The sequence below is a fragment of the Cupriavidus sp. 01L45 genome, from assembly GCF_056399885.1.
In genome coordinates this window covers 38,984-62,677 of the sequence record NZ_JBFTSG010000047.1, presented here as the reverse complement: position 1 = coordinate 62,677, position 23,694 = coordinate 38,984, and the positions used below count along the sequence as shown (strand labels likewise).

Sequence of the window (23,694 nt, the reverse complement as noted above, 5' to 3'; positions counted from 1 at the left end):
CGTGAACGATATGACTGTAACGACGGCGATGGCCCGCAGCCTGGCAAAAGCGCTGTTCTCGCCGGACACGGTGGCGCTTGTCGGCGCATCCAGCGACATCACCAAGAATACCGCCCGGCCGATGCGCTTCATGCGCAAGCACGGCTACCAGGGCACCATCTACCCGATCAACGCCACCCGCACCGAAGTGCTGGGCGAGAAGGCCTACCCGAGCCTGGACGCGGTGCCGGGCGAGGTGGAGCACGCCTTCGTCATGGTGCCGGGCAAGCACGTCGAGGCCGCGCTGGAGCAATGCGCGGCCAAGGGCGTGCAGGTGGTGACGGTGTTCTCGGACGGCTTCGCGGAAGTGGGCGAGGCGGGCCTGGCCGCGCAGCAGGCGCTGGTCCGCAAGGCCAGGGCGCTGGGCGTGCGCCTGATCGGACCGAACAGTATCGGTGTGGTCAATGTGGAATCCGGCGCGGTGCTGTCGGTCAATGCCGTGCTGGAGATGGACGAGTTGCACGCCGGCAGCATCAGCGTGATCTCGCAAAGCGGTTCGATGCTCGGCGCGCTGCTCTCGCGTGGCGCGGCGCGCGGGCTGGGTTTCGCCAAGCTGGTGTCGGTGGGCAACGAGAGCGATGTTGGCGTCGGGGAGCTGGTCGATCTGCTGGTGGACGATGCCGCTACCAAGGTGATCCTGTTGTTCCTGGAAACGATCCGCGACGCCGCCGTGCTCGGCCCGGCGCTGCGCCGCGCGCGGCAAGCCGGCAAGCCGGTCATCGCCTACAAGCTTGGCCGCTCGGCGCAGGGCGAGGCGCTGGCGCAGTCGCACACCGGCGCGCTGGCCGGCAACGATGCCGCGGTGGACGCCTTCCTGCGCAAGTACGGCGTGATGCGCGTGGAAATGCTGGAGACCTTGTTCGAAGCCGCGCCGCTGGCCCTGCGCTATGGCCGGTGGGTGCCCGCCCTCAAGCGCAATCCCCGCGTGGCCGTGGTGACCACCACCGGTGGCGGCGCGGCCACCGTGGTGGACCGCCTGGGCCTGTCGCAGATCGACGCGGTGGCGCCGCCGGACGGCTTCGTGGCGCACATGGCGGCGCGCGGCGTGCGCATCCGCCAGACGCCCATCATCGACCTGACGCTGGCCGCGACCAGCGCGCAGTACAAGGATCTGGTCGAGCAACTGCTGCTGAGTGACTGGTGCGACGCCGTGCTTTGCGTGGCGGGCTCGTCCGCGCAGTTCCATCCCCAGCTCGCGGTGCGGCCCATGGTGGAGGCGGCCGGCGCGGGACACAAGCCGCTGATCGCTTTCCTCGCGCCGGAGGCGGGGGAGTCGCTGCGCGTGCTGCAGGCAGAAGGCATCCCGGCGTTCCGCACGCCGGAAGCCTGCGCGGACGCGCTGGCGCAGTTGTTCAAAGCGGCGCGGGCGCATCCCGAGGCCGACGAAGCCGTCGCGCCGCTTGGCTGGCCGGCCGGCTTGCCGCGGTCGGGCAACCTCTCGGAGTACGAGGCGGCCAGCGCGTTCGCGGCGCTGGGCGTGCCGATCGCCCCGCTCGCGCTGATGCCGGTGGGTGAGTACAAGCACAGGATTCCCTACCCGGTGGTGGCCAAGATCTGCTCGCGCGACATCCTGCACAAGACCGATGTGGGCGGCGTACGCGTCGGCGTACGCGACACGGACGAACTGCAGCGCGCCACGGCGGCGATCCTTGCCGATGTCGGCCGCGCCGCGCCGCAGGCCCGGCTCGACGGCATCCTCGTGCAGCGCATGGAGGACAAGCTGCTGGAACTGATGCTGGGCTACCGGGATGACCCGCTGGTGGGCCCGATCGTGATGCTGAGCGCGGGTGGGATCGCCGCCGAACTGCGGCCGGACGTCAGCCTGCGGCCGGCGCCGGTGACGCGCGACGACGCCATGGAGATGATCGACGAGGTACGCAGTACCGCGCTGGTCCGCGGCTTCCGCGGGCTGCCGCGCGGCGATATCGCCGCCCTGGCCGACGCCATCGAGCGGTTTTCCCGGCTGGCTGCCTTCGAGGGCGTGAACGTGCTGGAGGCCGAGATCAATCCGCTGTTCGTGCGTGCCGACGGCGTGGTCGGGGTGGACTGCGTGGTCCGGCTGGCGGAAGAACAAAGAGCCGAACTGAATTGATTCAAATCGAGTAAGAAAACGGAGACAAACATGGATTTCAAACTGACCCCCGAGCAAGCTGAGTTCGAGCACGCCGTCACGCGCTTCGCCGAGAAGGAGTTGCGCGCCGGCTCGGTCGCCCGCGCCCATACCGACGACTACCCCTGGGATGTCGCCCGCAAGATGAGCGAGCAAGGCCTGCTGGGCATCACTGTGGCCGAGGCTGACGGCGGCCAGGGCGGCAGCCTGATGGACGCCATCATCGCGATCCAGGCCGTGGCCTCGGTCTGCCCGCGCAGCGCCGACGTGATCCAGGCCGGCAACTTCGGCGCCATCCGGGTGCTGGCCGAGTATGGCTCGTCGGCGCAAAAGGACAAATGGCTACGCCGCCTGCTGGCCGGTGAAGCCTTGATCTCGGTCGGCATGACAGAGCCCGAGGCCGGCTCCGCCGTCACCGAGCTACGCACCACGGCCACGCCCGATGGCGACGACTACCTCATCAACGGCACCAAGGTCTTCACCACCCATGGCCCGCACGCCGACGTGATCCTGGCCTACGTGCGCTTTGGCCCGGGCGTCAACGGCATCGGTTCCGTGCTGATCGATACCAGGCTGCCGGGTGTGCGCATCGGCCAGCGCTCGCGCTTCATGTCGGGAGAGGAATGGGCGCAGATCTATTTCGAGGATGTTCGCATCCCGGCGTCCGATGTGCTGCTGGGCGAGGGCGGCTTCAAGAAGCAGATTGCCGGTTTCAATGTCGAGCGCATGGGCAATACAGCGCGCTCGCTGGCGCTGGGACGCTATGCCTACCAAGTAGCGCGCGACTGGGCCATGCAGCGCAAGCAATTTGGCAGGCTACTGTGCGAGTTCCAGGGCCTGCAATGGAAGTTCGCCGAGATGAAGATCAAGCTCGATGCCGGGCAACTGCTGCTGTACCGGGCCGCGGCCAACGCGGACAGCGGCTTTCCTTCCGCCGAGGAAACCGCGATCGCCAAGGCGTTCTGCAACCAGGCGGGCTTCGACGTTGCCAATGAGTCGCTACAGGTCATGGGCGGCATGGGCTACAGCCAGGAGGCGCTGGTGGAGTACTGCCTGCGCCGCTGCCGGGGCTGGATGATCGCCGGCGGCTCCATCGAGATCCTGAAGAACCGCATCGCCGAATCGGTATTCGAGCGGACCTTCGCGCAGCGCCCGGAAAAACAGCGGGCGGGTTGATCAGGAACGCATCCCAGGTGGGCGCATTATGTTTTGTACAACGGAACGCCGGACGCGCAGCTTGCCCGGGCCGGCAGCCTGCAAACGGGGCTGCCGAAGCCTACCGGCGAGCCATCGGAATCGAAGCCGATCCGGCGGTGCGCCGCTTCCTGCGGGCCGAACTCGCCCAGATCTAAGATGCGGCCGTGGCCTCGGTGATGTCGCGACTACCGCTTGCGCACTTCTCCTTCACCGTGCCGTGATCGGCAGCTACTTCCATTAGGCGCCAACCTCAAAAAAAGCCAAGAACTTGCGCATGATGGGCGACAAGGCGCCCGCGCGATGCGCTACCAGCACCCGGCTGGCCGCGTCGGGGCCGGCCAGCCGGCGGTACGCCACGCCCGGAATGCCGGTGCGTGAGTAAATCTCCGGCAGCACCGAGACCCCGGCACCGCTCGCCACCAAACCGATGATGGTCGTGGCCTCGCGCGCTTCCTGGCCGATGCGCGGCGCAAAGCCCGCGCGGTTGCACAGCGTGGTGACATGATCGAACAGCCCGCACCCCAGCCCTCGCGGGAACAGCAGAAAGGGCTGGGCGGACAGCGCGCCGATGTCGAGTTCACTGTCATCATCCGCTATCGCCAGCGCATGCGAGGCCGGCAACACGGCGACCAGGCGGTCGGCCAGCACCTCGTGCACGGTAATGCTGGCGGGCGGGTAGAACTGGGGCGAAGGGCGCAGGAAGCCAATCTCGATCTCTCCCTTCTCCAGTCCCTGCAACTGCTGCCCGGTGGACATATGCACCAGTTCCAGCATGGCACGTGGGTGGCCAAGGCGGAACTGCTGCACGGCGCGCGGGAAAACATTCTGCATGGGCACAGAGGCGGTGAAGGCCACCCGGATCTCGCCCGCCTCACCGGCGGCAACCTGCTTGACCACCTCGCGGGCCTGCTCCAAGTTGCCCAGTGCCGCCTTTGCCTTGTCGAGGAACAGCGTGCCCGCCGGCGTCAGCGCCACATGGTGGCGGGAGCGGTCGAGCAAGGGGCTGCCAAGTTCGTCTTCCAGTGCCTTGATCTGGGTGCTCAGCGGTGGCTGGCTGATATGGAGCTTGCGCGCGGCCTCGCTGAAGCTCAGCGCTTCGGCCACGGCGACGAAATAGCGGAGTTGGCGAAATTCCATCGGTTATATCGAAGTGCAATAACAAGCGGTTTGAAAACATATTAGACAGTATCACGACGGTTGGCCAAAATGCACGCAAACGAATGAAACCGGACCACAGGAGACAAGAATGCTGCGCCGACCTTACCTAGCCGGCTTGCTGGCCGCCGCGCTGTCGCTGGGCGCTGCCGCCACCAGCGCCGAGACCTACCCCGCCAAGCCCATCCGGCTGGTCGTGCCCTACGCGGCGGGCGGCGCTGTCGACATCGTGGCGCGTTCGGTTGGCCAGAAGATGAGCGTGCTGCTCAAGCAGCCCATCATTGTCGACAACCGCCCGGGCGCCAGCACCAATATCGGCATGGACGCGGTGTCCAAGGCCGCGCCGGATGGCTACACCATCATGATGGCCTCCAACAGCCTGGCCACCAATGCCGCGCTGTTTGCCAAGCTGCCGTTCGACCCGACCCGCGATTTCACGCCGGTGGCGCGCATTGGCCAGGCCTCGCTGGTGCTGGTGGTGCCGGCCAAATCCAGCGTGACCTCGCTCAAGGACCTGGTCTCCCAGGCGCAGGCGCAACCCGGCAAGCTCAGCTATGCCTCGGCCGGCAACGGCAGCTCCGGTCATCTCGCCGGCGAGTTGTTCAAGGAAGCGGCGCACATCGACGTGTTGCACGTGCCTTACAAGGGCGGCGCGCCAGCCATCACCGACCTGCTGGGCGAGCGCATCACGTTCATGCCGATTAACCCGCTCGAAGTCATCACGCATATCCGCGCCGGCACCCTGCGCGCCATCGCGGTGGCGAGCGACCAGCGTGCGCCGCTGCTGCCGGGTGTGCCAACCTCGCGCGAGCAAGGCCTGCCGGGCTTCACCGCTTCTGTCTGGTGGGGACTGGTGGCGCCGGCCAAGACGCCGCCCGCTGTCGTGCGTGAACTCAACACCGCTGCCAATACGGCGCTGGCCGACCCGGACGTGCGCAAGCAGCTCATGCAACTGGGTGTCACCATCCTGCCCGGCACCCCGGAAGCCTTCGGCCAGTTCGTGCGCAACGAAACCTCAACCTGGAACGGCGTGATCCGCAAGGCGGGTATCACGGCCGACTGAAGCCTTCGACGCGACCCAACGGAAATCCCCATGTCAGACATCCACGCCCAAGCGCAATCCCCGGCTCCAGCCGACGCGCAAGCCGACGCAAAGCGTCCCTCTATCCTGGTGGTCAGCGCGCATGCCGCCGATTTCGTCTGGCGCGCCGGCGGCGCCATCGCGCTGTATGCCGAGCGCGGCTACCACGTCAAGATCGTCTGCCTGTCCTTTGGCGAACGCGGCGAGTCGGCCAAGATGTGGCGCCAGCCGGGCATGACCATGGAGCGCGTCAAGGCCGCGCGGCTTGAGGAAGCGCAGCAGGCCGCCGACATCCTCGGCGCCACACTGGAGTGCTTCGACCTCGGCGATTACCCCCTGCGCGTGACCGACGCGGCGTTGCTGCGCCTTGCCGACCTCTACCGCGAACTGCGGCCGGAACTGGTGTTGAGCCATTCGCGCGAGGACATCTATAACTTCGACCATCCTCTCGCCACCCGTGTGGCGCAGGAAGCGCGCGTCATCGCCCAGGCGCATGGCTACAAGCCTGAAGTGCCCGTGATCGGCGCGCCGCCGGTATTCCTGTTCGAGCCGCACCAGCCCGAGCAGTGCAACTGGAAACCCGATTTGTTGCTCGACATTTCTTCCGTTTGGGAGAAGAAGCAGCGCGCTTTCGCCACCATGGCGGCGCAGGAGCACCTGTGGGAGTACTACACGCGGGTGGCGCTGCAGCGCGGCGCCCAGGCCACGCGCAATTCCGATCGCAGGGTGAAGTACGGCGAGGGCTATGCACGTGTGTTCCCGCAAGTATCGGAGAGCCTGGCATGAGGACCGTCGCCTATCGCAATATCCTGCGCGCCGCCGCCGCGGACATTGAGGTGCTGGGTGCCTCAGGCGTGGCCACTGTGCATGAGGCGCAGCGCCGCACGGGACTGATGAAGCCCTATCTGCGGCCGATACAGTCCGGCGTAGCGATGGCCGGCAGCGCCGTGACGGTGCTGATGCACCCGGGTGACAACTGGATGATCCACGTCGCGGTGGAGATGGTGCAGCCCGGGGACGTGCTGGTGGCGGCGCTGGTCAGCGACTGCACCGATGGCCTGTTCGGCGATCTGCTGGCGACCTCGCTCAAGGCGCGGGGCGCGCGTGGCCTGGTCATCGACGGCGGCGTACGCGATGTGGCCACGCTCAATGCCATGGGCTTCCCGGTCTGGTCGCGGGCGGTTTCCGCCCAGGGCGCGGTCAAGGAGACCGTCGGCGCGGTTAATGTCCCGGTGATCTGCGCTGGCGCCAACGTGCGGCCCGGCGACGTGATCGTGGCCGACGACGACGGCGTGGTGGTGGTGCCGCGCCCCCTGGCCGCCGAGACCGCACGCCGCGCCGCCGAGCGCGAGGCCATGGAAGCGGGCAAGCGGGCCACGCTGGCCGCCGGCGTGCTCGGCCTGGACATGTACAAGATGCGCGAGGCGCTGGCGGCCAAGGGACTGGCCTACTCGGATGAGACCGTGGACTGGTATAGCGGTTTCGACGAGGCCTGAGCCAGACGTCGCCCGGCGCGCCCGCATCTGGTATAAGCGACGCAGACAAGCATCCAGGCATCGCGGGGGAGCCAGATGGAACTGCGCCAGCTTCAGTATTTTGTCCGGGTGGTGGAACTCGGCAGCATGAGCCGCGCTGCGCTCGATCTCGATATGGTGCAGTCCGCCATGAGTCAGCAGATCAGCCGGCTGGAGAGCGAACTCTCGACCCGGCTGCTGCTCCGGACCACGCGCGGCGTCGCGCCTACCGAAGCCGGCCTGGCCTTCTTCCGCGAAGCCCAGCTGGCGCTGCGCCATGCCGAGCAGGCCAAGCGCGCCGCCCACCACGCGCGGCTGTCCGGCACGGTCAGCGTCGGCCTGGCACCCACCACCGCCTCCGTGATCGGCGTGCCGCTGATGCGTGCCATGCGCGAGCGCTATCCGGATGTGCGCCTGCATATGGTGGAGAGTCTGTCCGGCCATCTCAGCGCCATGCTCAATGCCCGCCAGCTCGATCTCGCCGTCCTGTTCGATACCAATGTGGCGCGCCGCTGGAGCGTGATGCCGTTGCTGGAAGAAACCCTGTTCCTGATCCGCTCGCGCAAGGTGCTGCCTCCCGGCGTCGATGTCGATGCCCCTGCGCGGCTGCGCATGGCGCAGTTGCAGGACGTGCCGCTGATCATGCCCACCGGCCTGCACGGCCTGCGCAGCACCCTCGACGTTGCCTTCTCCCGCGTGAAGATCGTGCCGCAGGTGGTGCAGGAGGTGGATTCCCTCGCCATGCTGATGGATGCGGTCGACCTTGGCTTCGGTGGCACCCTGCAGCCCTGGGCCGCGGTGGGGCGCTATGCCGATGCCGGGCAGCGCTTTCACCTGGCCGAGATCGCCGATCCCAAGGTGCGGCGCCAGAACGCGCTGTGCAGCCTCTCCGACGATGAGCTATCGCCCGCCGCGCTGGCCTTGCGCGTGGTGCTGGCCGATTGCGCCCGCGAGCTGGTGCGCTCGGGCGCCTGGCGGGGCGCGCGGCTGCTGGGACCGGAGGGCTGAGACGCGGCGGGGCAGGGCGGGGGGTATCACGATTCGTGATGCCCCCATGCGATAAGAGGGCTTAGCAGGGCGCCGGGGGGCCGCTACATTGCGGGCATCCCCACCGGAACCCTTATCGTGCTTTCCAATATTCGAATCCGGGAGCAGTCCCTGCCAGCTTCCCTCAGCCTTGCCGGAGGCGTTCGCCCATGATCGATGTCCTGGTCATTGGCGGTGGCAACGCTGCCCTGTGCGCCGCTCTGATGGCACGAGAAGCGGGTGCCAGCGTGCTGTTGCTCGAGGCGGCCCCGCGCGAATGGCGCGGCGGCAACTCCCAGCACACCCGCAACCTGCGCTGCATGCACGATGCGCCCCAAGACGTGCTGATCGACGCCTATCCCGAAGAGGAGTACTGGCAGGATCTGCTCAAGGTCACCGGCGGCCTCACCGACGAGCGCCTTGCCCGGCTGGCGATCCGCGCCTCCTCCAGTTGCCGCGACTGGATGCGCAGCCACGGCGTGCACTTCCAGCCGCCACTGTCGGGTGCGCTGCATGTGGCGCGCACCAATGCCTTTTTCATGGGAGGCGGCAAGGCGCTGGTCAATGCGTACTTCCGCAGCGCCGAGGCGCTTGGCGTGCGGGTGCGCTACAACGCGCCGGTGGACGCCATCGAACTGGACAGCGGCCGCTTCGTCGCCGCCCGCATCGGTAGCGAGCGCATCGAGGCGCGCAGCTGCGTGCTGGCCGCCGGCGGCTTCGAGTCCAATCGCGAGTGGCTGCGAGAGGCCTGGGGCCAGAACGCGGATGGCGACTGGCCGGCCGACAATTTCCTGATACGCGGCACGCGCTTCAATATGGGCGTGCTGCTGAAGTACATGATCGAGGCCGGCGCCGATGCCATCGGCGATCCTTCGCAATCGCACTGCGTGGCCATCGACGCGCGCGCGCCGCTGTACGACGGCGGCATCTGCACCAGGGTGGACTGCGTCTCGCTGGGCGTGATGCTCAACCGCAACGCCGAACGCTTCTACGACGAGGGCGAGGATTTCTGGCCGAAGCGCTATGCCATCTGGGGGCGGCTGGTGGCGCTGCAGCCGGGGCAGATCGGCTATTCGATCATCGACGCCAAGGCCGTGGGCCGTTTCATGCCGCCGGTGTTCCCGGGCGCGCGCGCCAATACGCTGCCGGAGCTGGCGCTCCAGCTCGGGCTGGACGAGGCCACCTTCGTGCGCACCATCAAGGCGTACAACGCCGCTTGCCGCGTCGGCACCTTCGACCACACGGTGCTGGACGATTGCCGTACCGAGGGCATCGCACCGGCCAAGACCCACTGGGCGCGGCCCATCGACACCGCGCCGTTTTTCGGCTATGCGCTGCGTCCCGGCATCACCTTCACCTATCTCGGGCTCAAGGTGAACGAGCACGCCGCGGTGCACTTCGGCGGCAAGCCCAGCGCCAACCTGTTCGTGGCCGGCGAGATGATGGCCGGCAACGTGCTCGGCAAGGGCTATACGGCGGGGGTCGGCATGGCCATCGGCACGGCCTTCGGCCGCATCGCCGGCACACAGGCCGCAGCGGCCGCGCTCGGACGGCCCGTTCAGAACGAACTACAGGAAGAGCAGCATGCAACATCTTGAAGCGCTGACGCGCGAAGCGGCGGCGCTGGCCCAGGGCGTGCTGCTCACCGGGGACGAAGCCGAGGTTGGCCGCGTCATGCAGATCTGCAATGCCTGCCGCTATTGCGAAGGCTTCTGCGCCGTGTTTCCGGCCATGACGCGCCGGCTGGAATTCGGCAAGGCGGATATCCACTACCTGTCCAACCTGTGCCACAACTGCGGCGCCTGCTACCACGCGTGCCAGTACGCACCGCCACATGAGTTCGGGGTCAATGTGCCGCAGGCCATGGCCAAGGTGCGTGCGCAGACGTATTCCGACTACGCCTGGCCCGCCGCCTTCGGTGGCCTGTACCGCCGCGCCGGCCTGGCCACCGCGCTGGCGCTGGCGGCCGGGCTGGCGCTGTTCCTGGTGATGGTGCTGGCCATGCGCGGCAGCCTGCTGCACGCGCCGCTGGCCGGCAACTTCTACGCCATCTTCCCGCACAACCTGCTCGCGGCGATGTTCGGCGTGGTGTTCGGCTTTGCCGTGGCGGCGCTGGGTGTGGGGGTGATGTGCTTCTGGCGCAAGGTGTCGCCCGGCGAGGCCGAGGGCGAGAAACGCGGTCCGGCCATCGGCGGCGCGGCGCACGACGCGCTGCGGCTGCGCTACCTCGATGGCGGCCACGGCCAGGGCTGCAATAACGCTGACGACGCGTTCACCTTGTGGCGCCGGCGTTTCCACCATTTCACCTTCTATGGCTTCATGCTGTGCTTTGCCGCCACGGCGGTGGCCACGCTGTACCACTACCTGCTGGACCTGCACGCGCCGTATGGGCCGGGCAGCTTGCCGGTGCTGCTCGGCACGGCAGGCGGTATCGGCCTGTTGATCGGTCCCGCCGGTTTGCTTTGGCTCAACCTGAGGCGCGATCCGCGCACAGGCGACGCGGCCCAGAAGCCGATGGACCGGGGCTTTATCGCGCTGCTGTTTTTCACCAGCCTGACCGGCCTGGCGCTGCTGGCGTGGCGCGACACATCGGCCATGGCGTTGCTGCTGGCAGTGCACCTGGGCGTGGTGATGGCGCTGTTCCTGACCCTGCCTTACGGCAAGTTCGCGCACGGCATCTATCGCAGCGCGGCGCTGCTGAAATGGAATATCGAAAAACGCCGGCCGGGCAACCTGTCGCTCAGTTCGGACTGAATACCCAAGTACCCAAGGAGATCCCATCATGGCAAAACCCGGAGTGCTCAGCATTTCCTCGATGCGTGACCAGTGCAGCGAAGCCGAATGGCAGGCGCGCGTTGACCTGGCCGCCTGCTACCGGCTGGTGGAGCTGTACGGCATGGCTGACATGATGGCCAACCATATCTCGGTGCGCGTGCCCGGCGAAGAGGGCGCCTTCCTGATCAACGCCTACGGCATGATGTACGAGGAGATCACCGCCTCCAGCCTGATCAAGGTGGACCATGCCGGCAATATTCTCGCCAAGCCGGATTTCGGCGCGCTCAACTACGGCATCAACAAGGCTGGCTATGTGATCCACAGCGCCGTGCACGAGGCGCGCCCGGAGGTGGCTTGCGTGATCCACACACATAGCTGGGCCTCGATGGCGGTGTCGTCGCTGGACTGCGGGCTGCTGCCGCTCACGCAGACCGCCATGCGTTTCCTCAAGATCGGCTATCACGACTACCAGGGCGTCGTCCTCGACACCGCCGAACAGGCCTCGCTGCTCGAAGACCTCGGCAAGGGCGAGGCCCTGATCCTGCGCAACCACGGCGCGCTCACCGTGGGCAATACCGTTGGCGAAGCCTTCAACTGGATGCACCGGCTGGAGCTGGCTTGCCGCGCGCAGATCGGCGCGATGTCGTGCAACACGCCGCTGCGCGAGGTGGGTGCCGACGTGCTGCAGGAAACCTGGAACAACTACCAGCCCGGGACGCGCCGCCCCTACGGTGTGATGGAGTGGCCGGCGCTGCTGCGCAAGCTGGACCGGCTGGATCCGAGCTTCCGCGACTGAAGCCAGGCTCCGGTGCCCCGCAGCGGCAAGATATAGAAATAAAAGACGGACGGAGAGACAAGATGAACAGAAGACACATGCTGGCGCAGGTACTGGCGCTGGGCGTTGCCTCGTGGGTAGCAGCCGCCCGCGCCCAGGCGATGCCGAACAAGCCGGTGACCCTGGTAGTGCCGTTCGCCCCCGGTGGCAATCTCGACGTGGTGGCGCGCGCGCTGGCGCCGGCCCTGGAACAGGCGCTGGGGCGCAATGTGATCGTCGACAATCGGCCAGGGGCGGGCGGTGTGCTAGGCGCGTCCGCGGTGTCCCGCGCCGAGGCCGACGGCAGCATGCTGCTGGTGACGACGCCGAACGCCATCGTGGTATTGCCGCGCATGACCCGTACCGCCTTCAGCCTGGCGAGCTTCCAGCCGGTCGGGCTTGTGTCCACCACCACATTGGTGATCGTGGTCAAGGGTAGCGACAAACGCTTCGCGGATGTCAAGGCGCTGCTGGCCTATGCACGGGCCAACCCCGGCAAGCTTGCCGCTGGCCACGCCGGGCCCGGCACTACCAACCACGTGGCCACGCTGCAACTGGAAGACGCTGCCGGCATCAAGCTCAACGAAGTGCCGTATAAGGGGTCGGCCCCCGCGCTGATGGACCTGATGGGCGGGCAGATCGATATGGTGGTGGACCAACTCACCAGTTCCGCGCCGCATCTCCAGTCCGGCGCGCTGCGCGTGCTGGCGGTGATGTCGCGCGAGCGGGATGCCACCCTGCCTACCGTGCCGACCTTGCGCGAGGCCGGCCTGGTGAATTTCGAAGCCACTACCGCAACCGGCTTGCTGGCGCCGGCGGGGACGCCGGCTGCARCCATCGAGACGCTCAGCAAGGCGCTGCGCAAGGCACTGGCCGAGGACAGCGTCAAGAGCCGGCTGCTGAACGTCGGCAGCGTGGCGCGCAGTTCGAGCCCCCAGGAGCTGCTGCAAACACTGCAGCGCGAGGATGTGCTTGCGCAGGCGCTGGCCGCTTCCGGGCGGCTGAAAGCCGACTAAGCCGTATTTCGCCCCCCAAAAACTGCCACCATCATGACCCGACCCTGCCTGCCTTCGCTGGACCAATTCACTGCGCCTGCCTTCCGTGCCCCTGCCGGCGCCTGCGACAGCCACGCCCATGTGTTCGGGCCTTACCAGCGCTTTCCGCTGGCCGCCGAGCGCAGCTATACGCCCGCCGAGCACCCGGCCGAGGCATTCATCGCTCACCTGGAGCAGCTCGGTCTTGCGCGCGGCGTGCTGGTCACCGCCAGCGCCTGCGGCACCGACAACGGCTCCGTGCTGGAGGCACTGCGGCGCTACCCGGACCGCCTGCGCGGCATCGCCGTGCCGGCGCCCGATACCAGCGATGCCGAACTGGACGACTGGCACGCGGCCGGCGTGCGTGGCATCCGCATTAACCTGTACCAGGTGGAAGGCCACGCGGTGTACCGCAACGGCGTGGGGCTTGAGGTGCTGGAAGCGCTCGCGCCGCGCCTGGCCGAGCGCGGCTGGCACGCGCAGATCTGGATCCACGCGCCGGACCTGCCGGCGCTTGCCCCGCGCCTGCGCGCGCTAGGCGTGCCGCTGGTGATCGACCACATGGGCCGCACGTCCACTGCGCGCGGCGTGGCCGATCCAGGTTTCCAGTCGCTGTGCGCGCTGCTGGCCGAGGGTGCGGCGTGGACCAAGATATCAGGGGCCGATCGCCTGAGCGCGGCGGGTGCACCCTATGCCGATGTCGATCCATTCGCCGCCGCGCTGCTCGCGGCCAATCCAGAGCGCGTGGTGTGGGGCTCGGACTGGCCGCATATCAATTACTTCGAGGCGCGCCAGGTGCCCGACGACGGCATGCTGTTCAACCTGCTGGCGCGGTGGCTACCGGATGCCGAGGCGCGCCAGCGCGTGTTGGTGAGCAACCCGGCGTGCCTGTACGGCTTCGGCTAAGCGCGCGCTTAGCCCCCAGGCCCTTCACACCCGGCGGTGCCGGTTTCGGCGGCGCCGGCTATGCAGAACACACGGCGGACGCGGCGCCGGCCGTCCATAGGAGACACCATGCATTGTTTTGCCCCAACCATTTCCACGGCCCTCGCACTGCGGTCTGCCGCGGGGCGGGCACGCGCGGCGCTGACCGCCTTCGCTGGCTTCCTGACGTGCGTCGGGGCCGTCAACGCCCACGCCGCCGGCAATGACTACCCCGCCAAACCGGTGCGCGTGGTGGTGGCGTTCACCGCCGGCGGCACCACCGATATCCTGGCGCGCAGCATCAGCCAGGTGCTGGCCCAGCGCTTCAAGCAATCGTTTGTGGTCGACAACCGTCCGGGCGCCGGCGGCAATATCGGCACCGAGGCCGTGGTGCGCGCGCCGGCCGATGGCTACACGCTGCTGGTCACCTCGGTTGGCCCGATCTCGATCAACCAGACGCTCTACAAGCGCCTGAACTACGATCCGCTCAGCGACCTGGTGCCGGTGGTGCAAATTGCCGACGTGCCGAACGTGCTGGTGGTGCATCCCTCACTGCCGGCCAAGAGTTTCGAGGAGTTCGTCGCCTACGCCAAGGCCAACCCCGGCAAACTCAACTACAGTTCCACCGGTGTGGGTACGTCGTCGCAGCTCTCCAGCTTCATGCTGACGCAGCGTATCGGGACCGAGGCTACCCATATCCCATACAAGGGTGCCGATGCGCTCAACGATCTGCTGTCCGGTCGGGTACAGTTCATGTTTGCCACGATCCCGTCGGTCATCGCCCATATCAAGGTCGGCAAGCTGCGCGCGCTGGCGGTGAGCAGTGCGCGCCGTTCGCAGTCGCTGCCGGATGTGCCCACCGTGGCGGAAAAAGGCTTCCCCGGCTTCGAAGCCGGCTCCTGGTTCGGCGTGTTCGCGCCCAAGGGCACACTCAAGCCTGTGATCGCCAAGCTGAACCAGGCAATCAATGAGGCCCTGCCTTCGCTGCAGGCTCAGATGGTGCGGGAAGGGGCCGATCCCGTGGGTGGCTCGCCGGAGCAGTTCGGCAAGTTCACGCACAAGGAATACGCGAAATGGAAAGTGGTGGTGCGCGAGTCGGGTGCTTCCCTGGAATAAGCATGAACATGAATACTAGTAACCCTGCAGCCGCGCAACCCTTGCGGATTCTGCTGTCGGAGGCGGCCTTGCAGCAATATGGCGAGGATATCGGCGCTGCGCTTGGCGGAGCGGCTTTCGTGCCGGTGGTAGCGCCGTCCGGGCAAGGCGCAGCCGTGTCATCCGAACCGGATGCCGATATTGCCTTTGTCTCGCGCGACGTCACTGGCCTGTCCACCAAGCATGAAATCCTGCCCGCTACCCGGCGCTTCTATGACGCCATGCTGGCAAGCCCCGGGCTGCGCTGGGTGCATACCCATTCGGCCGGTGCGGATCGCGCGATCTTTGGCGTGTTGCGCGCGCGCGGCGTGACGGTGACGACTTCGTCAGGCGCCAACGCGGGCGTGGTGGCGCAGACCGCGCTGGCCGGGTTGCTGGCACTGGCGCGGCATTTCCCGCAGATGCTGGCCGCGCAGCGTGATAGCGTGTGGGCCCCCCTGATCGGCTCGGGCCTGCCACGCGACTTAGCCGGGCAGACCGCCACCATTGTCGGCTGGGGCCCGATAGGGCAACTGCTCGGCAGTCTGCTGCAGACGCTGGGGATGAAGGTGATCGTGGTACGGCAGAGCGCCGTGCCGGCCGGCCCTGGCTATGAGACGGTGGCATTCGATGCGGTGCGCAGCGTGCTGCTGCGTACCGACTGGCTATTGCTGGCGTGTCCGCTGACGCCGCAAACGCGCGGGCTGGTGGATGCCGCCGCGCTAGCATTGCTGCCTGTGGGTGCCAGGCTGGTCAACGTGGCGCGAGGCGAACTGGTGGACGAGTCCGCGCTGATCGAGGCGCTGCGAGCCAGACGCCTCGCTGGCGCCTATCTGGATGTGTTCGCGCACGAGCCACTGCCGGCGGATTCGCCGCTGTGGACGCTGCCCAACGTCATTGCCACGCCGCATAGCGCGGGCTTCTCGGATGGGAATGCCGCGCGCGTGGTGGGCATCTTTCTGGACAACTTGATGCGCTGGCAGGCGGGCGAGGGCTTACGCAACCTGGTTGCCTGAGCTGGCAGGCTGGCTACAGGGCAGGCATTTGGAAGCGCTTTGTCACGTTCGTCAGTGAGCAGCGTAAGATCCGGCGATGCAATAGACAAAATCGCTCTATCACGACTACCGGTTTCCTGCCGTTGAGGGAAGCTAACGGCTGCCCTCAACTGAACTGACCATACGAGTGTCGCCAGATGAAATCGAGGAGCCATTTCACGCCAATCCGATGCCAATTTCTGCATGAATGCGGACGATTTCGCGCCCGCTTCGGGTCTGCTTCCCGATTCCGGGCGCACTCATCCCTTGGCTGCCTGCAAACTTCGTCGGCGCATCATCCACAGATTGCTCAAGGCAAACAGTGTGTGCAGTTGCTCGGGTCATCGAATGGAAGGGACTTCCATTCGATGACCCCAACTTAGAGGCCCTCCAAGACCACGCCACAAGCCAATCGCGGAACGACTGCCAGTCAACAGTGCGCGACCATGGCATCCTGCATATCCGGGCTATCGAAACCCTCGGTGAATGTGCTTCGGATCCCATCCAGCAACGCATTGACCGGCTCCGTCCTGCCTTGTTGCCGCCAGAGCCGTGCCAGACTCAGCGTTGCCCGCAACTCAAATGACCTGGCATTCTGCTGGCGGGCTATCGCGATCGCATTGCGAAAACACGCTTCGGCTTCCGTGTCACTCACAGCCTTGAGATCGTGGGGACTCGAATCTTGAAATATCAACTCCCCTTTGATGCGATGCCACTCGGCTTCGCAAAAGTGCTCTCCGGCCCTTTTCACCGCGTCTGCCGCCTCGGCCAGCGCGCTCAGGCCTGACTCGAGCTGTCCCATGCGTCCATAGGCCTGGGCCAGCAGTTCCTGGAAATGAGAATGCCCCAACGCTGCCCCCGTGGCGTGATAGGCGGACAGCCCCTGGTGGATCTGCGCGATTCCCTCCTCATGCTGTCCCTGCTCGGTCAGCGCCCAACCGCGAAGGATGGTCGCCCACGCAAGCCAGAACGGGAAGCCTTGTTCGGTCGAGAGCGCGATTGCGGCGTCGGCGTATTCCTGCGTGAGTTTGAGATCACGGCGGAACTGATGCAACTCCGCCGCCAGGCAGAAGGTGTGCGCCAGACTGAACGGGTGGGAAAGGTTGCGGGCCAGCGCAAAAGACTCCTGCGCTCTCTTGCTGGCCTGTTCAGGATAGCCGAGAGTCCAGCGGACGAGGGCCGAGGTGGATAGCGCACGCACTTCCGGATCCACGCCATGAAAGTTGGGGTGCGGGTGGCGCGGTTCTGAGCCGTAAATTGCCAGCGCATCGATCAAATGGGCATCCGCGGCCCTGAATTTACCCGAGTAATACAGGGTTGTTCCAAGCAAGACATGCGCTTCCCCCAATAAATCCGGGTCTTTCGCGCTCTCGGCCAGGCCAAGAAGTTGCTTCCCTAGCTTGTATGCCTTTCCATGTTCTGCTCGCAGAGAGAAATAGGTTCGCAATCCCACCTGCGTTGGAAAGAGCTGTGGTGTTTCCCCAACCTCGCCGCACAGTGYCAAGGCACGGCTGTAAGTCGCCTCCACCTCAGATGAGGCAAATCCTCTCGCAGCAATCAACGCCGGCCCGATGGCAAGTCGCAAAGTGAGCTCCTGGCGTGTGCGGTCGGGCGTATCGGGCTGGCGTTTGAGCAGTTCCAGGGCTGCATTCAGATGGCGGATCGCTTCCTGATAGGCTGAGCGCTGGATGGCCTGCTGTCCGGTGCGCTGAAGGTACTCCACAGCTTTCGGATCATTGCCGCTAAGGCTATAGTGCCGCGCCAGCTCACTGTAGTAGTCTTTCAGCTGATGCTGGAAGAGGGTCTCAATTGCCTGGGCCGTGCGTTCATGCAGCGCGGTGCGTTGTTCCATCAGCAGGGAGTTGCCTGCGACTTCCTGGGTCAGCGCATGCTTGAACGTGTACTCTGTGTCGGGAAACGCGGGCCGCTCGTAAATGAACTCGCCAGCTTCCAGATGGGCCAGGAGGTGGCGCAGTTGGTCATCCGACTGCGCGACAACCTGCTGGATCAGACTCAGGGAAAACTCCTTCCCGATCACGGCAAGGCTCTGCAACAAGTCCTTCTCGGCACGGGGCAGCCGATCGATGCGGGCAGCCAGTACGCCCTGTACCGTGGTCGGGATATGTAGCGCAGTTGGGGTCTTCTCAATGCGGTAATGGCCAGGCTCGCCGAGGAGTGCCTTCTCCTCAGACAAGGTCTGCACCACTTCCTCCATGAAAAAGGGATTGCCCTCAGTCTTGTCCTGGATAAGTGTCTTGAGAGGCGTGAGCGAGGGTTCATCTCCAAGCAGGGCAGTGAGCAGTTCCTGAGCCTCTACCTGACCCAATGGATCCAGCCGCAACTGGGTGTAGCCGCTCTTGTGCCTCAAGTCATGCTGATACTCGGGCCGATAGTTCAGCATGAGCAGAATCCTGGCGTCTCGCAGGTGGTCGACGAGGACATCGAGGAAGGCCTCTGTTTCGCTGTCCAACCATTGCAGGTCCTCGAACAGCAGTTCGAGTGGCTGGTTGCGGCTCTCGCGGACCAACAGGCGTGTGATCGCTTCGAACGTGCGCTGGCGCCGGATCCGAGGGTCCATGTTCGGTAATGCCGAACCAGGCTCGCTGATGCCCAGCAAGTAGAGCAGGTAAGGCAGCAGGTCTTCCAGTGTACGGTCCAGCATCAGCACCCTGCCTGCGACCTTCTCCCGGCACCTCCGTTCATCGTCGTGCGCCTCGATCTGAAAATAGTTCTTCACCAGCTCGATCAATGGCAGAAAGGCAAAGGACTTGCCGTGCGAGACCGAGAAGGTCTCCAGCACCATGCAGCCTCGCTGCGACAGCACCTTGAATTCGTGGAACAGCCGAGATTTTCCGACCCCGGCGTCGCCAACCACCCCGACAATCTGTCCGAGTCCTGCCTTGGCGCGAGCCAATGCACCATGCAATTGCTCCAGTTCGCCCTCGCGTCCCACGAACCGAGCCAAGCCGCGACGCTGAGCCACTTGCAGGCGTGTGCGCAACACACCGAGGCGCAACACCTCATAGACGGCAAGCGGCTCCGGAATGCCTTTCACCTGGGTCGCCCCCAGGGCTTTGAAGTCGAAATATCCCTCGGTCAGCTTGCAGGTCGCCTCGCTCACGAGAATGGACGACGGCGTGGCGATGCTCTCCATCCGTGAGGCGATGTTGATCGTGTGTCCTACCGGATCGTAGTCCGTGTGCAGGTCGTCCCTTCGGATGGAACGTACCACCACCTCTCCGGTGTGGATCCCCACCCGAATCTGAAGCGGTATGCCTTGTTCGAGACGGATGCGGTCACTGTGACGGCGCATGGCTTCCTGCATCCGCAGCGCCGCATACAGTGCTCGCCGGGGATGATCTTCATGGGCGATGGGCGCGCCGAACAGGGCCAGTATGCCGTCGCCCAGGGACTTGGCCACATAGCCCTCATAGTGGTGCACGGCCTCCATCATCAGGGCCACGACGGGATCGATCAGGCGGCGTGCCTCTTCCGGGTCCAGATCGTGGATCAGCGCCGTGGAGCCGGCCATGTCGGCAAACAGGGCAGTGATGGTCTTGCGTTCACCAGATGGTGCTCCCCTGGCTTCCATGGCAGCCTGTTCGGCCAGAATGCGCTCGGCCAGGTGGCGTGGCGTGTAGTCTATGGGGGCGGGAGCCGTCGACTGGGCGCCGCCGGGCGGCAACTCGGAGAAGAAGGCAAGGGACACGCCGCATTCGATACAAAACTTGTCGGCGGAACCCGATTCATGACCACATTTCGGGCAGTGCCGGGAAAGCCTCGCACCGCAATCCTTGCAGAATCTGGCTCCAGCGGGGCTTTCGGAACCGCAGTTGGTGCAGTGCATATCGCTCTCTTCCCGTCCGGCCTTCGTCTATACGATTAAATGCCTTCTCCTCTACGGTATCAATGGCCGGCACAGGGCCATCGCTACTTCCTCCCAAGTTGGCATCCCCCGGCTCAGAGGGCTTTCGAGGACTCCGCGTGGCCCCGGCCGAGCGGTCAAGATGCGCGGGTCGTGGTCTACGCCTTGGGCTTCGACGAAGCCAAGCTTGCTCGCGTCTCGTTGCTATCGATCCACGAGAAAGTTGGAAGCGTATGGCACAGCACAAGTACGCTGGGCACGCTCAACGGCGAGCCGAACGCGAGCAGTGAATGCTGGTGCGCCCCCCACGGATGCCGATGATGACTAGGCTGCCTTGGGGCTAAAACGCAATTAATCGACAAGATGCTAACCCCGCCTCAAATTGTCGGAAGACTGGCAGAAACACCGCGGCGGCGCTCGTGCCGACTATTTTCGTGGGGTGCCGACATCCGCTAGCCGAGATCCATTCTCGCCGCCGTGATGGGCGGTGGCCTTGCGTCGAAACCCGGGGCGCTCGCGCGGGTTCGTCATCGTGCCGACGCTGGCGTATCTAGGTCTGTGATCTGTGGTCGCACGACGTCCGAGCCGACAAGGCGCGCGCCTATCCCAGTTCAGCCGGGTTTCGACGCGGTTTCGGGTCGAGATAACGCGCGCGCCGCAAGTTGGGTTTGTAGTCCCCGCGCCCGCTTCGCATCGGTCTGGGCAACGTGTCCCGCCGCCTGACCCGCCAGATCCACGCGCGGTGCGCCTTCCACCAGGCAGGTCCAGTAGCGGGTCCCGCGGCACCAGGTCCGGATCGCGTCGCGCAACACCGACTCCGTCAGGCCAAGTTCCTGCGCGTGTTGGACCAGGTCCTCGAAGATGCCGATCTTGAGCGGCACCTTGGGCGCAGGACTCTTCGGAAAGGTCTGCGGGAAGCGCTTTTGCAGCTTCTGTTGAGGATCAGAGATCGTGCGACCGGTGCTCACCATATGCGAGACCAATCACACAGTCCAACCGCTCTKATTTCTATCCGGATTTCGTCCGCAAGTACGCTTTTCGACCGTTGCTGGAAGGCAACAGCAGGGCGAATGACGTGAAGTGTAGTAAGAGTAGTACGTCTGGGACTGAGAGAAAAATTAATAAAATCAAGAGGGTAGCCATTCATGTGCGGACACGCGTACCAACATTGCGACGATTTTGCGAGTAGTAATGTTGGTACTTTCCGGCGCGGAGTAGTAATGTTGGTACTTTCCGGCGCGGAGTAGTAATGTTGGAACTATCACCGGTCCATCACTTGGTAGCATCTTTACTACAGTGTCTGACCTTGACGATCCCTCGCGCCTGTACAGTCACCCACTAGCCTTTGCACGCAATGGATGGCGGCGGCGCATTGAGGTGTTCAGCCCAAAGCTTGGGCGTCGGTTGAGTCTCGGCAGCTATGACGCCTATCGGACCTGGCTGATGGTCGAAGCCAATCCCGCCATCGAAACGTTCACCGAGCGACCGGCCCAGGTCGGCGACGCGGGCAGCGCGGTGATTGATTTCTGGGTGCAAATCAGAGATGCGCGTGCTGGGGAGTTCTGGCTGATAGAGCGTCGTCGTGCAGAAGATGGTAACGAGCCCGGACCTGATGAACCCCCGAGTACCTTGCATGGTCTCCCTGTCCGCGTCATCCATCAAACTGAACTGCAGGCCTGGACAGTGCCGATCGCCAACTGGTCGGGCATTGTCCCTTACCTCGTCAGTTACCGTCGATTCCGCGCCCCTGTGCTCGAGCAGGCTATCGTGGTCTTCCTGAATCAACCGAGGGCGTTGGATGCGATCCTTGAGCGCTTCGCCGAATACGACCCGGCGAGCGTGGAGGCTTCGCTTTTTGCCTTGTTGGCATCCGGCCGCGTTGTCAGTCCTGACTTGGTGGCAGCGGCATTGAGCGGAGCGACTTCCTTTCAAAGGGCATAGGGGGTGTGCAAATGGTCGATCCGTCTCGCGGAATCGATCCGAACGCAATTCGTTTGTCGGATTGGCCCCAATTGGACGAGCGTGCTCTCACGGGTGAAGCGCGGACGACGTTTGGACAGCGCCGCGACGCTGTTGAGGCCTATGCCAGCGGCAGTTCTCTTTTGCATATCTACAAGACCTGGGGCATCCACMGTTCCACGCTACACCGTATGGTCCGTCGCGCACTAAGCGCACACCCGGACGGCCGCCTGTGGGGCTATCGCGCATTGGTACCGCATGTTCACGTACAGGCCTATGAACGGAACAGGGCGCCTCATGTGCTGGTGCACAGCACAGCGGGAAACGCAGGAGTCTTCGGACAGTTGCTGCAGCGTCACCATAATCTGGCCGAGCAGTTGCGCAAAGAGATCGAAACGAGAAAGGTCCATTTGCAGCCTGGTGAGAAAGGCCGTCTGGTAGGCCTCAAGGCAGTGATACAGCGCTTCCACCAGTCCTGCCGTGAATTGGGTCTCGGCGCTGGCGACTATCCGCTGAGCCAGCATGACAGAGCTGCTCGTTCCTTGGCCCGTACACTCAGGGGATGGTTGCAAGACGATTTCGATTTGGCTGCGCGCGCTGCCGGCCAAAGGATCAAGCCCGCATCGGCGCTGCGGCAGTTGCCTGAGCGGGGTAGCGCTGACGCGTTCGATACGGTCGAGTTTGACGCCCATAAGATGGACGTGCGCCTGAAGGTAATCGACAACGATCCACTAGGCGGCGAACAAAGCTATGAGATCGAGCGCGTATGGTTGCTGGCCATCATCGATGTTGCTACGCGCTGTCTTTTGGGCTACACGCTTTCGCTCTCGCGCGAATGTAACCGCTTTGACGCCATCGAAACCTTCAAACGCGCCGTGACGCCGGCGAAGGTCCCCGAACTCACGCTGCCGGGCCTGCGCCTGCTGCCTACCGGTGGTTTCGTCTCGCAGGTCTTGGAGCAAACCAGCTACGCCTGCTGGCGACAGATCCGGCTAGACAATGCGCGAGCGCACTTGGCGGCCACCAGCCTCGATGTCGTCTGCGAGGCGTTGGGTTGCGCGGCCGATTTCGGTCCGGCGTATCAGCCCGATGACCGACCATTTATCGAGCGCTACTTTGGCACGGTCACCGCAACACTTTCGCGGCGGCTCCCCGGCGCGATACGAGGAAAGGATGCGGCAAAGGTCATGCTGAAACGTCTGCGCGACCCGGACGACACTCTGCGGTTACTCGTCACCACGCAGGAACTGGAGGAGCTGCTGCATGTGACGGTGTGGAACTACCACGGCTCGCCTCACGCTGGTCTGGGGGGGCTCACCCCATTGGAGATGATGCACCGGCACGTGCTTGGCATCGGTCGCGACGCGATCCGATTGCGTCTGATCCCCAAGCCGCTACGGGAACATCCCGAACAGCTGCATGACCCGGTACTGTGTCGCGTCCATGGAAACCTCGGCCGCGGTGAACGACCATACATTACCTTCTATCACGTGCGCTACACGAGCCAGAAGCTTGCCCGAAGCAGTGGCTTGATCGGCCAGCGGCTGCGCATCCACTATGACCCGTCAGACTTGCGACAGCTGTGGGCCAGTACTGAAGACGGCCACATGTTGGGCAGTCTGTTCGCTAGCGGCAAGTGGCGTGACGAACCGCACTCGCTGCGAGTGCGCCAGCAAATCTTCAAGGCCAAGCGAGCGCGCGAGCTTGACTTCGGCCCCGGCGACAATCCCATCGAGGTCTTCCTGGCCCTCAGACGCAAGCAGGCCAAAAAGCGTAGGAGGGCGGCCAGCGACATCGCGCAGGTGCAGCGCGAGCGCCGGACAGCAAAGCCCCCTCCCACGGATTCCGCAAGTGAAACTGTGACACCCGAACAGCCGCCTTCGCCACTGGCCAAGGGTCCCGTTAAAGGCAAGGCGTTGCGCATTACCAGGGGGTACTCCCGCTGATCATTGGGGCACGCGCGCAAACGGGCGCTGGCCGGGCCCGACTATAGCCGGCCATGAAGGGCGAAGAGGGACTGATCTCGCCGGCAA

Annotated in this window: 17 protein-coding genes and 1 pseudogene; 15 read left to right on the top strand and 3 right to left on the bottom strand. The window is 65.0% G+C overall.

Annotation, left to right across the window (positions count from 1 at the left end):
- The first annotated feature begins 10 nt into the window (after positions 1-10).
- Both AC1DT6_RS28180 and AC1DT6_RS28175 read left to right on the top strand, forming a co-directional pair.
- Positions 11-2,131 carry an acetate--CoA ligase family protein gene (locus AC1DT6_RS28180; protein ID WP_441633063.1) on the top strand — a complete coding sequence of 707 codons (2,121 nt, stop codon included), beginning with the start codon at positions 11-13 and terminating at the stop codon, positions 2,129-2,131.
- 30 nt (positions 2,132-2,161) lie between these two features.
- Positions 2,162-3,325 (top strand): acyl-CoA dehydrogenase family protein, encoded by a 1,164-nt coding sequence (locus tag AC1DT6_RS28175; RefSeq protein WP_441633010.1) that lies wholly within the window; start codon positions 2,162-2,164, stop codon positions 3,323-3,325.
- Positions 3,326-3,583: 258 nt separating this feature from the next.
- On the opposite strand, the gene AC1DT6_RS28170 is transcribed toward AC1DT6_RS28175, so the two are convergent.
- On the bottom strand, positions 3,584-4,483 hold the full coding sequence (locus AC1DT6_RS28170; protein WP_441633012.1) for a LysR family transcriptional regulator: 900 nt from the start codon (positions 4,481-4,483) through the stop codon (positions 3,584-3,586).
- 109 nt (positions 4,484-4,592) lie between these two features.
- Between AC1DT6_RS28170 and AC1DT6_RS28165 the strand changes: the two genes are divergently transcribed.
- The 11 genes from AC1DT6_RS28165 to AC1DT6_RS28115 all read left to right on the top strand — a co-directional run bounded on the left by AC1DT6_RS28165 (position 4,593) and on the right by AC1DT6_RS28115 (position 15,819).
- Complete coding sequence (locus tag AC1DT6_RS28165) at positions 4,593-5,564, top strand: tripartite tricarboxylate transporter substrate binding protein (RefSeq protein WP_441633014.1); 972 nt, start codon at positions 4,593-4,595, stop codon at positions 5,562-5,564.
- Between the two features lie 30 nt (positions 5,565-5,594).
- A complete protein-coding gene (locus tag AC1DT6_RS28160; protein WP_441633016.1) occupies positions 5,595-6,368 on the top strand; it encodes a PIG-L deacetylase family protein in 774 nt (257 codons plus the stop codon).
- Positions 6,365-7,078 carry a 4-carboxy-4-hydroxy-2-oxoadipate aldolase/oxaloacetate decarboxylase gene (locus AC1DT6_RS28155; RefSeq protein ID WP_441633018.1) on the top strand — a complete coding sequence of 238 codons (714 nt, stop codon included), beginning with the start codon at positions 6,365-6,367 and terminating at the stop codon, positions 7,076-7,078. Before AC1DT6_RS28160 ends, AC1DT6_RS28155 begins: the two co-directional genes overlap by 4 nt.
- A 75-nt stretch (positions 7,079-7,153) precedes the next feature.
- Entirely contained in the window at positions 7,154-8,104 is a 951-nt protein-coding gene (locus AC1DT6_RS28150; protein ID WP_441633020.1) for a LysR family transcriptional regulator, read from the top strand.
- A gap of 188 nt (positions 8,105-8,292) precedes the next feature.
- A complete protein-coding gene (gene tcuA, locus AC1DT6_RS28145) occupies positions 8,293-9,720 on the top strand; it encodes an FAD-dependent tricarballylate dehydrogenase TcuA (protein WP_441633022.1) in 1,428 nt (475 codons plus the stop codon).
- Entirely contained in the window at positions 9,707-10,876 is a 1,170-nt protein-coding gene (gene tcuB, locus AC1DT6_RS28140; RefSeq protein ID WP_441633024.1) for a tricarballylate utilization 4Fe-4S protein TcuB, read from the top strand. Before tcuA ends, tcuB begins: the two co-directional genes overlap by 14 nt.
- Positions 10,877-10,904: 28 nt before the next feature.
- Positions 10,905-11,693 (top strand): class II aldolase/adducin family protein, encoded by a 789-nt coding sequence (locus tag AC1DT6_RS28135; protein WP_441633026.1) that lies wholly within the window; start codon positions 10,905-10,907, stop codon positions 11,691-11,693.
- A 62-nt stretch (positions 11,694-11,755) separates the two neighbouring features.
- Positions 11,756-12,727: a Bug family tripartite tricarboxylate transporter substrate binding protein gene (locus AC1DT6_RS28130; RefSeq protein ID WP_477115129.1), complete on the top strand. Its 972-nt coding sequence runs from the start codon at positions 11,756-11,758 to the stop codon at positions 12,725-12,727.
- A gap of 33 nt (positions 12,728-12,760) precedes the next feature.
- Positions 12,761-13,651 (top strand): amidohydrolase family protein, encoded by an 891-nt coding sequence (locus AC1DT6_RS28125; protein WP_441633030.1) that lies wholly within the window; start codon positions 12,761-12,763, stop codon positions 13,649-13,651.
- A 108-nt stretch (positions 13,652-13,759) separates the two neighbouring features.
- Positions 13,760-14,785 carry a Bug family tripartite tricarboxylate transporter substrate binding protein gene (locus AC1DT6_RS28120; protein WP_441633032.1) on the top strand — a complete coding sequence of 342 codons (1,026 nt, stop codon included), beginning with the start codon at positions 13,760-13,762 and terminating at the stop codon, positions 14,783-14,785.
- Between the two features lie 8 nt (positions 14,786-14,793).
- Entirely contained in the window at positions 14,794-15,819 is a 1,026-nt protein-coding gene (locus AC1DT6_RS28115; protein WP_441633034.1) for a D-2-hydroxyacid dehydrogenase, read from the top strand.
- A 448-nt stretch (positions 15,820-16,267) separates the two neighbouring features.
- Here the strand turns inward: AC1DT6_RS28115 and AC1DT6_RS28110 are convergent, their stop codons facing one another.
- Together AC1DT6_RS28110 and AC1DT6_RS28105 are read right to left on the bottom strand one after the other, a co-directional pair.
- Complete coding sequence (locus AC1DT6_RS28110; RefSeq protein ID WP_477115128.1) at positions 16,268-19,684, bottom strand: adenylate/guanylate cyclase domain-containing protein; 3,417 nt, start codon at positions 19,682-19,684, stop codon at positions 16,268-16,270.
- Between the two features lie 629 nt (positions 19,685-20,313).
- A pseudogene (locus AC1DT6_RS28105) lies at positions 20,314-20,634 on the bottom strand (ProQ/FinO family protein); the annotation flags it as partial.
- A gap of 511 nt (positions 20,635-21,145) precedes the next feature.
- Between AC1DT6_RS28105 and AC1DT6_RS28100 the strand changes: the two are divergent.
- Both AC1DT6_RS28100 and AC1DT6_RS28095 read left to right on the top strand, forming a co-directional pair.
- A complete protein-coding gene (locus AC1DT6_RS28100; RefSeq protein ID WP_477115127.1) occupies positions 21,146-21,643 on the top strand; it encodes a hypothetical protein in 498 nt (165 codons plus the stop codon).
- Between the two features lie 11 nt (positions 21,644-21,654).
- Complete coding sequence (locus AC1DT6_RS28095; RefSeq protein ID WP_477115126.1) at positions 21,655-23,607, top strand: hypothetical protein; 1,953 nt, start codon at positions 21,655-21,657, stop codon at positions 23,605-23,607.
- Positions 23,608-23,694: the final 87 nt, after the last annotated feature.